The 12,924-nt window shown below is 70.8% G+C and carries 10 protein-coding genes and 1 riboswitch; of the genes, 8 read left to right on the top strand and 2 right to left on the bottom strand.

All coding sequences use genetic code 11. From position 1 onward, the window contains the following. Window positions 1-50 precede the first annotated feature (50 nt). The 3 genes from AB0D32_RS23045 to AB0D32_RS23035 all read left to right on the top strand — a co-directional run bounded on the left by AB0D32_RS23045 (window position 51) and on the right by AB0D32_RS23035 (window position 3,065). The gene (locus AB0D32_RS23045) at window positions 51-386 is read left to right on the top strand and encodes a glyoxalase superfamily protein (protein WP_357093658.1); all 336 of its coding nucleotides are present in this window, start codon (window positions 51-53) and stop codon (window positions 384-386) included. A gap of 460 nt (window positions 387-846) precedes the next feature. Then, window positions 847-1,830, top strand: coding sequence for an aminoglycoside phosphotransferase family protein (locus AB0D32_RS23040; RefSeq protein WP_357093655.1), 984 nt, complete (start codon window positions 847-849; stop codon window positions 1,828-1,830). 170 nt (window positions 1,831-2,000) lie between these two features. Further along, entirely contained in the window at window positions 2,001-3,065 is a 1,065-nt protein-coding gene (locus AB0D32_RS23035) for an N-acetylmuramoyl-L-alanine amidase (RefSeq protein ID WP_357093652.1), read from the top strand. Between the two features lie 97 nt (window positions 3,066-3,162). Here AB0D32_RS23035 and AB0D32_RS23030 read toward each other — a convergent pair whose 3' ends face one another. Next, window positions 3,163-3,543 carry a hypothetical protein gene (locus tag AB0D32_RS23030; protein WP_357093650.1) on the bottom strand — a complete coding sequence of 127 codons (381 nt, stop codon included), beginning with the start codon at window positions 3,541-3,543 and terminating at the stop codon, window positions 3,163-3,165. Window positions 3,544-3,727: 184 nt separating this feature from the next. Continuing rightward, window positions 3,728-3,944: riboswitch (cobalamin riboswitch) on the top strand. Window positions 3,945-4,162: 218 nt separating this feature from the next. On the opposite strand from AB0D32_RS23030, the gene AB0D32_RS23025 reads away from it, so the two are divergent. The 5 genes from AB0D32_RS23025 to AB0D32_RS23005 all read left to right on the top strand — a co-directional run bounded on the left by AB0D32_RS23025 (window position 4,163) and on the right by AB0D32_RS23005 (window position 11,910). Then, window positions 4,163-6,508 carry a ribonucleoside-diphosphate reductase subunit alpha gene (locus AB0D32_RS23025; protein ID WP_357093838.1) on the top strand — a complete coding sequence of 782 codons (2,346 nt, stop codon included), beginning with the start codon at window positions 4,163-4,165 and terminating at the stop codon, window positions 6,506-6,508. Window positions 6,509-6,543: 35 nt separating this feature from the next. Next, on the top strand, window positions 6,544-7,539 hold the full coding sequence (locus AB0D32_RS23020; RefSeq protein ID WP_357093835.1) for a ribonucleotide-diphosphate reductase subunit beta: 996 nt from the start codon (window positions 6,544-6,546) through the stop codon (window positions 7,537-7,539). A 105-nt stretch (window positions 7,540-7,644) separates the two neighbouring features. Further along, on the top strand, window positions 7,645-10,188 hold the full coding sequence (locus tag AB0D32_RS23015) for a right-handed parallel beta-helix repeat-containing protein (RefSeq protein WP_357093647.1): 2,544 nt from the start codon (window positions 7,645-7,647) through the stop codon (window positions 10,186-10,188). A gap of 301 nt (window positions 10,189-10,489) precedes the next feature. Further along, a complete protein-coding gene (locus tag AB0D32_RS23010; protein WP_357093644.1) occupies window positions 10,490-11,209 on the top strand; it encodes a leucine-rich repeat domain-containing protein in 720 nt (239 codons plus the stop codon). Between the two features lie 44 nt (window positions 11,210-11,253). After that, the gene (locus AB0D32_RS23005; protein ID WP_357093642.1) at window positions 11,254-11,910 is read left to right on the top strand and encodes a M23 family metallopeptidase; all 657 of its coding nucleotides are present in this window, start codon (window positions 11,254-11,256) and stop codon (window positions 11,908-11,910) included. Window positions 11,911-11,934: 24 nt separating this feature from the next. Here the strand turns inward: AB0D32_RS23005 and AB0D32_RS23000 are convergent, their stop codons facing one another. Further along, window positions 11,935-12,663: a DUF899 domain-containing protein gene (locus tag AB0D32_RS23000; RefSeq protein ID WP_357093639.1), complete on the bottom strand. Its 729-nt coding sequence runs from the start codon at window positions 12,661-12,663 to the stop codon at window positions 11,935-11,937. Window positions 12,664-12,924: the final 261 nt, after the last annotated feature.

Raw genomic sequence — 12,924 nt, 5'->3', positions numbered from 1 at the left:
CCGACATGATCCACCATGGACCGATCACCGAGTTACGAGACGTCCCTTAGATGACTGAACGCCTTGCGCCTGTGCTGTGGACCACGGACGCGAACGCCACCGCGACTTGGTTCGGCCGCCTCAGTTTCGTGAAGCAGTGGGAACACCGGTTCGCCTCTGACCTGCCGCTCTACGTGAGCATCGCCCGAGGCGATGTTGAGATCCACCTGTCTGAACACACCGGGGATGCTCGGCCCGGGACCCTGTTGTACCTGTACGTCGACGACATCGATGCCGCAGCGGCGGCCTGCGGCGTGGGCGCCGTCGGACAGAAGGACTGGGGACGTGAGTTTGAGGTGGTAGACCCTGACGGTAATCGGCTTCGCGTCGGGGCGCTCCACCGATGAGTGCCGGAATTGGGTGGCGAATGGGGCGGCGTGCCCGGGTTGCGGCAAGAGGTAGCTGCCGACAGCAACGGTGACAGCAACCAGCCGGGACGAAGGCGGCCGTCGGCGGCCGAGCGCGGACCGTCGCCCCACGAGGTCGCGAACGCGGATGGACTCAGCTGGACGAAGCGCCCAGAACTTACAAGCGAGGGGTCGGGAGCCTGAGGGAGTCCCAAGATCATGCCGTTTCCAGGCCGGCAGAGGTGGACTATGAGCAACGAACGTTGACCACCGGCCACCAATGAACGGGCAGCTCAGGCGGCATTCTGTCCGTGTTGATCGACTACGCCCTCACCCTCGATCAATACAACGCCAAGTGACGAGGGCAGGGACGCTGGCCTTCACCGATTCGACCACCGCGGCCCACCGATGCGAGCGAAATCGCCTTGCCGGCCGGGCAGCGGACTGCGACGCTCCGATCATGATCGACAAGCCCGACGTCGACGAATCGTTGCTGGCGGCTGAGGTGGCCGCCGCCTGGGCCGTGGACATCGCCAACATCGTGTTCATGCCGGTCGGGCTTGACGGGCACGCATGGGCGTACCGGGTGGACACGTCCGACGGCGGGAGCTACTTCCTGAAGGTGCGCCTCGGCGAGTTCACCCGGGCGGCCGTCCTGCTGCCCGGCTTCCTCCGAGCGCAGGGCGTCAGTCAAGTCGTGGCGCCGATCGATCTGCCGGACGGGGGAGCCAGTCGCGCGTTCGGGGACTATCGGCTGCTGCTCTACCCGTTTCACGACGGCGGCAGTCTGTGGGGCCGCGGCTTCACCGACCGCCAGTGGATCGAGTACGGCGAGTTCCTGGGGCGGCTGCATGCGGTGACGCCAAGCGCCGACCTCGCCGCGGTCCTGCCGGTCGAGACGTACCGATCGAGCGCGGGCGAGCGGTTGCGGGCCCTCGGCGGGCAGGCTGCGGCGAGCGAGGCCCTCGGCGCCTTCTGGGACCGGTACGGTGCCGCGCTGCATCGGCTGTCGGTAACGGTCGCTGACCTCGCCTCTCGCGTGCCGCGAACCCAACACGTGATCTGTCACGCCGACATCCACCCCGGCAACCTGATCGCCAGCGGCGACGGTGACCTGCACGTCGTGGACTGGGATGCGCCGATCCTCGCGCCGCGCGAGCGGGACCTGCTGTTCGTCTACAGCCAGGACTTCGGCGACCACCCGATCAACGCGCACCGCGCCGAGCTCTTCCGTCGAGGCTACGGGCCGCTGGAACCGGACCGGGCCCTGTTGAGCTACTACCGCAGCGAACGGCACCTCGACGACGTCACTGCGTTCCTGCGCGGCATCCTCAGCCCCGGGGCCAGTCCAGAATCTCGCGCCAACGACCTGTACTGGCTCACCCGCATCGCCGAGACCGTCGCCGCCCCCGGCTACGCGGCCCAGTCTTTTCCCGACCGGTGAGCACAAGCGCCACCTGGAGCAGGGGTACGCCGGCAGAACGCGCCGGCTCCTGAGGCGGAAATCTTCGTCAACCACACCAAGTCGCGTAGACATCTTTCATCAAGCATCGACCTGCCGCTATATTGCGGGCACTGTCGATCTTTCTTCGATTCTTGATGAACGAGGTGCACATGCTCGATAACCCAGCGCTCCGGCGGCGTACCCTGCTGGCGGCCGTTGCCGGTGCTGCGGCCACCCCCATCGTCGCGGGCCCCGCGTGGGCCGCGCTGCCCAAGGTCTACATCGACCCCGGCCACGGCGGCACCGACCCCGGGGCGGTCGGCAACGGGCTGCAGGAGAAGGCCCTGACACTCGACATCTCCCTGCAACTGCGCAGCATCCTGCTGGCCAACTGGGCCGTCGACGTCCGCATGTCCCGGACGACGGACATCACCCGCAGCCTGGCCTACCGCACCGACGACGCCAACGCGTGGGGCGCGAACCTGCTCGTGAGCGTGCACATCAACTCCGGCGGCGGCACCGGCTTCGAGAGCTATCGGTACCCGACGGCGAGCGCCGCCACCGTCAACCTGCACAACGCGCTGCACCCGAGGGTGATCGCCGCCCAGCGGACGATCGGTTCGGTCACCGACCGGGGCCTGAAGACCGCGAACTTCCACATGCTGCGCGAGGCGGCCATGCCCTCGGTCCTCACCGAGAATCTCTTCATCGACACCCTCGCCGACGCGAACCTGCTCAAGCGGGCCGACTTCATCACGGCCACCGCCCGGGGGCACGCGCAGGGCATCGCCGCCTACCTCGGTCTGAGCGCGCCCAACCCGCCCGCCTTCAGCACCATAGTGGACAACGCCACGGCGGGGCGGTTCACGGCGAGCACCAACTGGGGCACCTCCGCGTACTCCGCCCAGCGCTACGGGGCCGACTACCGGTTCGCCAACCCCACGCCCGCCAGTGACGCCGCCTGGTTCAAGGTCAACATTCCGGCGGCCGGCAACTACCGGGTCGAGGTGCGGCACCCGGCCGACCCCGGCTACAACAGCTCGGCCCCGCACGTCGTCGTCACCGCCTCGGGTAACCGTACGGTCAACGTGGACCAGCGCTCCAGCGGCGGCGCCTGGCGCTCGCTGGGCACCTTCGGGCTGGCCGCCGGAGACCGCAACCTGGTCGCCGTGAGCCGGTGGACCAGCACCACCGGCTACGTGGTCGCCGACGCCGTCCGGGTCACCCGGGTCTAGCCGTACCGCGGGTGGATCGGGATCGCGGGTCGACGCGATCCCGATCCACCCACCGCTCGACCCGTCGGGCGCTGTCAGTGCCGGTTGCCGAGTTCGCTCAACCGGCTGGTGCCTGCCGACGCAGGGCCGCGGCCTGGCTGACGGCGAACGCCGCGACCTCGACGGCCACGGCGACGAGGAGCACAGTGAACGCGCCGTCCCACGGCCGGACCGCCGTGAACACCGCGATTGCCGCCGCCGCGACGACGTTGACGGCGAGCACGCCGACCAGCCACCCGCGCAGCCGGGGACGACGGGCGACGCGGTGCAGTGCGTACGCCCAGCCGCCCACGGCAACCGCGATCGCGATGACGGCCACCGGTGGCACGGTTAACCGCTCGGACAGTGGGGCCACGAACAGGATCAGCGACGCCGCGGCGACCGCGCAGTAGATCGAGTCCAGTTGCAGCGAGAGCCGTCCCGCATGTCGAGTCCGCATGGCCGCGACGGTACCGCCGGTGGCGCGCGCCGACACCACCGTACCGGGGAGACGAGAGCTCTCCGAGCCGCCGTGGGTGGGCATCGACGCAGGCGTCGGCTCGCGATCGACGGGCGTAGCCTCAGGTCCCCACGACACGCCCGAGGCCGACATGTGGGGTGTGACAACGCCGCCGTCCCTATATATGGTGTCGAGCGCAGCTGGTTCGGCCGCTCATCCGGGGCGGTCGAGGCAAGAGGGAACCCGGTGGGAATCCGGGACTGCCCCGCAGCGGTGAGTGGGAACGACCGCCGTCATCAGCACTGGGCCGCCATCGGCCTGGGAAGCGACGGCCAGTAGGAGACCGGCGAGCCCGGTCGCGCCCGCGAGTCCGAAGACCTGCCAGTGCGCCGTACGCCCGCGTCCGGGTGCGCGGCGGTCCGAGGCCGCGTGGGACGGCCGACGCCATGCTGACGCGTGCCCTGCGGCGCGTCGTCGTCGGTGTCCGCTCCCCGCGTGCCCAGGAAGTCCGTCTGGGATCAAGGCTCGCGAGGAGTGAGTGGTGACTGTCACCGAGGTTGTTCCGACCGCCGGCACGGCGGCCGACGATACGGCCCTGGCCGGCCAGCGGCGACCGCAGATGCACGTCCGCAAGCGCGACGGCGGCACCGAACCGGTCGACGTCAACAGGATCGTCCGGGCCGTCGAGCGGTGGGCCGGCGACCTCGCCGACATCGACCCGCTGCGGGTGGCGACCCGGACGATCAGCGGCCTGTACGACGGGGCGACGACGGCCGAACTGGACCGGCTGTCCATCCAGACCGCCGCGGAGATGATCGGCGAGGAGCCGCAGTACTCGCGGCTGGCCGCCCGCCTGCTGGCCGGGTACGTCGACAAGGAGGTCCGCAGGCAGGGCATCGGCTCCTTCAGCGAGGCGATCCGTCGGGGCCACGCCGAGGGCCTGATCGGCGACGACACCGCCGCGTTCGTCGCCGCCCACGCCGCCGCCCTCGACGACGCCGTGGACCCGCGCGGCGACCTGCGGTTCGAGTATTTCGGGCTGCGCACGGTGTACGACCGGTACCTGTTGCGCCACCCGACGAGCCGGCTGGTGATGGAGACGCCGCAGTACTGGCTGCTGCGGGTGTCGTGCGGCCTGTCCCACGCCGTGGACGAGGCGATCGAGTTCTACCGGCTGATGTCGAGCCTGGCGTACCTGCCGAGTTCGCCGACGTTGTTCAACTCCGGCACCCGGCACACCCAGATGTCCTCCTGCTATCTGGTCGACTCGCCGCGCGACGAGCTCGACTCGATCTACCAGCGGTACGCGCAGGTGGCGAACCTGTCGAAGTTCGCCGGGGGGATCGGCATCGCGTTCTCCCGGGTCCGTTCCCGGGGCGCGCTGATCAGGGGCACCAACGGGCAGTCCAACGGGATCGTGCCGTGGCTGCGGACGCTGGACGCCTCGGTGGCGGCGGTCAACCAGGGCGGCCGGCGCAAGGGCGCGGCCTGCGTGTACCTGGAGCCGTGGCACCCGGACGTCGAGGAGTTCCTCCAGTTGCGGGACAACACCGGCGAGGACGCCCGGCGCACCCACAACCTGAACCTGGCCAACTGGATCCCGGACGAGTTCATGCGGCGTGTCGAGTCCGACGGGGTGTGGTCGCTGTTCGACCCGGACGTGGTGCCGGAGCTGCCGGATCTGTGGGGGGAGGAGTTCGACGCGGCGTACCGGGAGGCCGAGCGGCAGGGCCGGTACGTGCGGCAGGTCCGGGCGCGGGAGCTGTACGGGCGGATGATGCGGACCCTGGCCCAGACCGGCAACGGGTGGATGACGTTCAAGGACGCCGCGAACCGGCTGTGCAACCAGACCGCCGAGCCGGGCAACGTGGTGCACCTGTCCAACCTGTGCACCGAGATCGTCGAGGTCTCCAGCGACGCCGAGACCGCCGTGTGCAACCTCGGGTCGGTCAACCTCGCCGCCCACCTCACCGGCGGCGGCATCGACTGGGAGCGGCTGCGCGCCACCGTCCGCACCGCCGTGACGTACCTCGACCGGGTCATCGACATCAACTACTACCCGACGCCGCAGGCGGCGGCGAGCAACCCCCGCTGGCGGCCGGTCGGGCTCGGGCTGATGGGTCTGCAGGACGTGTTCTTCGCGCTGCGGCTGCCGTTCGACTCCCCGGCCGCCCGGGAGTTGTCGACCCGGATCAGCGAGGAGCTGTACCTGACCGCCCTGGAGACCTCCGCCGACCTGGCGCAACGGCTGGGTGCCCACCCGGCGTACGGGCAGACCCGGGCGGCGCGCGGGCAGTTGCAGCCCGACCTGTGGGGTGTGGCGGGAACCCAGGCGGCGAGGTGGACCGCGCTGCGGGAACGGGTCGCCGCGTACGGGCTGCGCAACTCGCTGCTGGTGGCGGTCGCCCCGACCGCCACCATCGCCTCGATCGCCGGTTGCTACGAGTGCGTCGAACCGCAGGTGTCCAACCTGTTCAAGCGCGAGACCCTGTCGGGGGAGTTTCTCCAGGTCAACACCGCTCTCGTACGTGAGCTGAAGGCCCGGGGCCTGTGGACGGAGCGGATCCGGTCGGCGATCAAGCGTGCCGAGGGATCGGTGCAGGACGTCGCGGAGCTGCCGGCCGAGGTGCGGCAGTTGTTCCGCACCGCGTGGGAACTGCCGCAGCGGGCGTTGATCGACCTGGCCGCCGCCCGTGGCCCCTTCATCGACCAGTCCCAGTCGCTGAACCTGTTCCTGGCCGCGCCGACGATCGGCAAGCTCTCCTCGATGTACCTGTACGCCTGGAAGGCCGGGCTGAAGACCACCTACTACCTGCGTTCCCGCCCGGCCACCCGGATCCAGCAGGCCACCGTCGCGCCCGCCGGACCGGCCCGTGCCGCCGGCGTGGTCACGGCACCCGCGGCCGTGGACGAGGCGCTGGCCTGCTCCCTGGAGAACCCCGAGTCGTGCGAGGCCTGCCAGTGACCACCACGACCACCAGCGACCCGAGGACCACTCACATGCTGCTCGACCCGGGGATGGATCTCACCCTCCGCCCGATGCGCTACCCGCACTTCTTCGACCGGTTCCGCGACGCCATCCGCAACACGTGGACCGTGGAGGAGGTCGACCTGCACGCCGACCTCGCCGACCTCGACCGGCTCTCCCCGGCCGAGCGGCATCTGGTCAGCCGCCTCGTCGCGTTCTTCGCCACCGGCGACACCATCGTCGCCAACAACCTCGTGCTCAACCTCTACCAGCACGTCAACTCGCCGGAGGGCCGGCTCTACCTGTCCCGGCAACTGTTCGAGGAGGCCGTGCACGTCCAGTTCTATCTCAACCTGCTCGACACGTACGTGCCCGACGAGACCGAACGCTTCGCCGCGTTCGACGCCATCGAGAACATCCCGTCGATCCGGCGCAAGGCCGAGTTCTGCTTCCGCTGGATCGACTCCCTGCACGACCTGCGTGAGCTGCGTACCCGCGAGGACCGGCGGACGTTCCTGCTCAACCTCATCTGCTTCGCCGCCTGCATCGAGGGGTTGTTCTTCTACGGCGCCTTCGCCTACGTCTACTTCCTGCGCTCCCGGGGGCTGCTGCACGGCCTGGCGTCCGGCACCAACTGGGTGTTCCGCGACGAGTCCATGCACATGGCCTTCGCCTTCGACGTCGTGGAGACGGTCCGAGAGGAGGAGCCGGACCTGTTCGACGACGAGCTCGCCGGTCAGGTCCGGCAGATGCTCACCGAGGCCGTCGAGTGCGAGGTCCAGTTCGCCGAGGACCTGCTCGGCCAGGGCGTGCCGGGGATGTCCCTGACCGACATGCGGGAGTACCTGCAACACGTCGCCGACCGGCGGCTCGCGCAGCTCGGCCTCCCCGTGCACTACGGGTCGTCGAACCCGTTCGCGTTCATGGAGTTGCAGGACGTGCAGGAGCTGTCCAACTTCTTCGAACGGCGCGTGTCCGCGTACCAGGTGGGGGTGAGCGGCACGGTCGCCTTCGACGACGACTTCTGAGGTGGTCGTGACGCCCGGGCCGCCGCGCGGCGGCCCGGGCGTCAGGCTGGCCGGGCACGGTCCGGGGGCGCCGACGATTCAGGGGCGCGGCGACGGCGCAGGTCCGTGCGGCTGTCCCGCCGCGAGGTGGGCGATCTATGCTCCTGGTGGCTCGCCGCCGTCGGTGGCGCGGCCGGGGCGGGGGGACGGTTCGAAGTGGGTGCACCGACGCTGCTGGTCTCGCTGACCAGGGCGAATGCCTACCGGGGGATCGGGGCGGCGGTAGCGGCGGCACCCCACGGCGCGGTGGTCGTGGTGGAACCGGGCCGCTACGACGGGCAGGTGGTCGTCCGGGCGAAGGCCGTCACGATCCGGGCGGCCGTGCCGGGCGGGCCGCCGGTGGTGGTGGAGACGGGCGCCGCCGCACCCGCCGTGTACTGCGAGGACGCTCAGGTCGTGCTCCAGGGACTGGTGCTGCGCACGTGGAGCGCGGACTCGCCGGCGACGGTGTCGGCGCTCCGGGCTGCCCTGACGGTCGAGTCCTGTGTCGTCACCGGGCAGGCCTTCAACGCCGTGCTCTGCGAGCGGAGCACCACCCACCTGCGGATGTGCGACGTCAGCGGGATGCGCCGGGGCGTGGCGTTCGTCGACGGCAGCGGGGTGGTCGAGAACTGCCGGCTGTGGGACCTCGACGAGTACGCCGTCCTGTCCAAGCGGGACAGCCGACCGACCGTGCGGCACTGCCAGGTCCGGGACGTGGACCGGGGCTTCGAGGCTTTCGAGGGCGGTGGCGGCGCCGTCGAGGACTGCCACTTCACCGGCGTACGCGTGGGGGCCGTCACGGCGGGCGGACGGTCCCGGCCGACGGTGCGGCGGTGTCGGGTCACCGGCGGCCGGGGCAGTGGGCTGGTGTTCAGCGGGTCCGTCGGCGGCCTGGTCGAGGACTGCGAGTTGACGGACCTCCAGGGTTGCGGAATCGAAATCTCCGGCGGCGCCGAGCCCGACGTCCGCCGCTGCCGGATCGAGGGGGCCGGCCGGAACGGCATCTATGTCAGCGCCGCGCGCGGGACGTTCTCCGACTGCGACGTGACGGCCAGCCGGCTGCCCGCGATCGCCGTGGTCGACGGGGCGGCACCGCTGGTCCGCGGCGGCGTCCTGCACGGGGCGCGGGAGGACGCGCTGCTCGTCCGGGCCGCCGCCGGCCGGTACACCGACCTGCGGATCGAGGATCCCGGCCGGTACGGGGTGGTGGTGGAGGGCGGCGACCCGACCTTCACGGACCTGACGACGAGCGGTGGCGAGGCGGGCGTGGTGCTCGACGGCACCGTCGAGGCGGACGTCCGGATCGAGGGCGCCACCATCGGGGGCGCGGCGAACAGCGGGATCGCCGCCGGAGGGCCGGGCCGGCTCACCGGTACGCGCCTCCGCGTGGAGAACGCACCGGTGGGCCTGGCCGGCGCCGGCACGATCTCGATCACCCTCACCGATGCGGTGTTCTCCGGCGGCGCCGTCGGCGTGGCCGGGGCGGGCCAGGCCGGCCTGCACCTCTCCGACAGCACGGTCACCGGGACCACCGGCTCCGGGGTGCTGCTGCGGGAGCAGTCCAGGCTGACCCTGCGCAGAAGCACGCTACGTGACTGCGGCGGGGACGGCGTGCAGGTGGAGACGGATGCCCCGGTGCTGGTCGACCGGTGTGAGTTCGTCGACGTCACCGGCGAAGCGGTACGGGGCGGTGACCGTACGCAGGTGGCGGTGACCGCCCCGGAGCAACCGGAGGAGCCGGTCGGAGCGGCTCCCGGCGACCGGGCCCGGTCCGACGGCTCGCAGGGCCCGGCCGGCATGCCTCGTCAGCACGGCGTCGACGTCGACGCCGTGCTGACGGAGCTGGACAGCATGATCGGCCTGGCCGCGGTGAAGCGGGACGTGCGGACGCTGATCCAGCTCATCCGGGTCGGCGAGCAACGCCGCAGGGCCAACCTGCCGGTGCTGCCGGTGAGCCGGCACCTCGTCTTCGCCGGAGCGCCGGGCACCGGCAAGACCACCGTCGCGCGGATCTACGGGCGGCTGCTCGCGCAACTGGGTGTCCTCGCCAAGGGGCAGGTCGTCGAGGTGGCCCGGGTCGACCTGGTGGGCGAATACCTGGGCAGCACCTCGCTGAAGACCGCCGCGGCCTTCGAGCGGGCTCTCGGCGGAGTGCTCTTCATCGACGAGGCGTACGCGCTGGCCCGCACGTTCGGCACCAACTCGGACTTCGGCCTGGAGGCGATCGACACGCTGGTGAAGCTGATGGAGGATCACCGGGACGAGACGGTCGTCATCGTCGCCGGGTACTCCGACGAGATGGTGAAGTTCCTGGACACCAACCCGGGCCTGGCGTCACGGTTCACCAAGAGCATCGAGTTCGTCGACTACACCCCCGACGAACTGCTCGCCATCATGTCCGCCCTGGCCGGGCAACACGGCTACGACCTGACCGCGCCGACCGCCGACGCCCTGCTGGGCCGGCTCCAGCAGGCCGTCGATGACCCGGGGTTCGGCAACGGCCGGGGCGCGCGGAAGCTGTTCAACGCCATGATCGAATGCCAGGCGGGACGGCTGGCGGACGTGCCGGCGCCGACCGCGGAGCAGCTGCGAGGGCTGCTGCCGGAGGACATCCCCGCCGAACGTTGACGACCCGACGACATACTGTCCCGATGATCTCTCCGGTGCACCCGCCGTCAGGGCAGTCGAAGCAGCCGCACCCGCCGTCGTTCGACGGGTCACGGCAGCGGCCCGCCCGGGCCGGGCGGCACGGCGTGGGCGTCGCGCAACGAGCCTCCGCATGACGGCGGACGCCGGTGACACGCTCGACCGCATCGGGTGGGTGATGGCCGAGTAGCGGCACGCCGAGGAGCTGATCGCCCTGCGTCCCGACCCGCCGTGGAAGGTCCTGCACGCCGACGCGCCCGGCGACCCGGCGCGGGACGCCCAGGTGGACGCGCTGCGCCTCTACGCGCCGGGCACCGCACCGCTGACCCGGCTCTTTGCGCGTGTACGGCAGTTCGGCGGTCTCCGGCGGCTGTCCATCGGGCCAGACGCCGGCCGGGAACTGGTGGCCGGCATCGACCAGGACGCGATCCCGCCGTCCGTGACCACCCTGGGCGTGTTCACCGGCGGCACCCCCGCCGCCTGGCCGAAGGCCGTGGTGCTGCCCCGGGTGACCACGCTGCGTACCGACGCGGCGCTGCGGTTCACCCGCGACAACTTCCCGAACCTGCGGGCGGTGTCGCTGAAACCGACCGCCAGCGGCACGAACCTCGACGCGGCGCTGTCCTGCCCCGACCTGCGGGAACTGCACCTGCTGACGGTGCCCCGCGACGTCTTCACCCGGATCGGGCACCTGCCGTTGACCGGCCTCGGCCTGCTCGGCGGCAGGCTGCCCACCCTGGACGGCATCGAGGGCATGACCAGCCTGACCCGGCTGCGCCTGCACAACCTGCCGTCGCTGACGACGATCGCACCCGTCGGGCACCTGGAGCGGCTGGAGGAGATACAGATCCGCTACTGCCGCAGGATCACCGACGTCGACTGCCTGGCCCGCCTGCCCCGGTTGCGCCGGTTGCAGGTCGTGGCGTGCGGCGACGTCGGGCTCTCCCGGATCGGGGCGGTTCTGGACCGGCTCGACACGGTGATGATCAGCGCCTCGGCATAGCCCGGGCTGCTGGCGTCTTGCCGGCGTCTGCCATGCTCGGGCCGGTGACGACCGGCCGCCCCACCAGCCCCCGCACCCACCGCCGTGTCCGCAGCCGCCGTACCCGGACCGTGCTCGTCTCCGTGGTGGTCGCGGCGGTTCTCGTCACCGTCGCCGTCGTCGCGGTGCTCGTCGTGCCACTGGTACGGCCGGCGGGTCCGCGTCCGCTCTTCCAGCTTCCCGTCGCCTGTGGCGAGACGTGGCAGTTGGGCACCTACCCCGGTCACGACGACTACGACGTCGACCTGTTTCCCACCGAAGGAAAGGCGTGGGGGCGGCCGGTGCTCGCCTCCTACGCCGGCAAGGTCACCGTGGCGGGGATCAACGGGTCGCTGGGTGGCCGTACGCCGGACGACCCGAACGGGCCGCGTGGCCGGGGCGGCGGCTACTGGGTGAAGATCGACCACGGCGGCAGGTGGGAGACGCAGTATCTCCACCTGCTCGAACCGCCGCTGGTCCGGGTCGGTCAGCGGGTCGCCCAGGGGGAGCAGATCGGGCGGGTCGGCAGCACCGGCAACTCCGGGGCGCCGCACCTGCACTACGAGCAGCGCCGGGGCTGGGAGAAGGTCGAGGCCTACTTCGACGGCGCGCCGTCGGGCATCACCCACGACGACACCGAGTACACGGTCAGGCGTAAGAGCAACAACTGCGTCACCGGATGACCGCCGCCGACCACCCGCGGAAGGTCAGTGGCAGTGGCCGCCGGCGGCGTCCGTGCCGTAGGTGTCGTGGTGGGGGAACTCGTTGACGTAGCGCTGCCGGCCCAGCGGCGTGAGGTCCAGGTAGTTGTACGTGTTCAACACCGGGTCGAGGCCGCGGCCGTACACGGAGTACGTGTGCAGGATCCGCTCGCCGTCGCGGACGAAGACGCTCAGGCCGTGCGCCTCGCCCCGCAGGTGGTGGGTGAGGCCCTCCGCCGTCAGGGTCGCCTCGTCCTTGTAGTTGTATTCCACCGGGGCGACGGCCGGGTCGTTGGTGACGTGGAAGTCGTAGTTGAAGTCGCTGCCGTGCGAGGAGTACCAGGGAAAGCGCCAGCCCATCCGGGTCCTGAAGGACGCGATGGACGAGAACGGCGCGCGGGAGACCACGGCGAGCGTCGTGTCACCGGCGTGCAGATGCGCGAGGTGCCCGAAGTTGTCGACCAGCAGGGAGCAGCTCGTGCATCCCTCGACCCATTCGGGGTCGAACATGAAGTGGTAGACGATCAACTGCCGTCGTCCCTCGAACATGTCCGCCAGCCGGACGGGGCCGGTGGGGCCCGTCAGGGAGTAGTCCTTCTCGATCGCTACCGCCGGCAGTCGACGCCGGAGCGCGGTGACCCTGTCCCGGAGACGGGTGATCTCCTTCTCGTGGTCGAGCAGCTCCTTGCGGGCGTCGACCCACTCGTCCCGGGACACGACCTTCAGATCAATCATGGACGACACGCCTTTCCGCTGGAGCGCCTGGACCATTCTTATCGGCCGATGCGTGGTCGCACCAGTCTCCGGCCCGTGCCGCGGGCACACGTCAGTGAAGTGCGCATCACCGAAGAAAGTTTCCTCCCCATCCGACGCCACAAGGGCCCGAGGGCGACGGACGCGGCGAATCCGGCCCAAGCGCGGCAGCGGGTGCAACGGAACCGTACCGGGCCCACTCACCTCGGGCGGGGACCCGCGGGCCCGGCGATACGCTGTTGC

It is taken from the genome of Micromonospora sp. NPDC048170 (assembly GCF_040652795.1).
In the GTDB taxonomy this organism is placed as follows: Bacteria; Actinomycetota; Actinomycetes; order Mycobacteriales; family Micromonosporaceae; genus Micromonospora.
The sequence above is the reverse complement of the archived record's forward strand: the minus strand, read 5'-3'. Positions and strand labels throughout refer to the sequence as shown.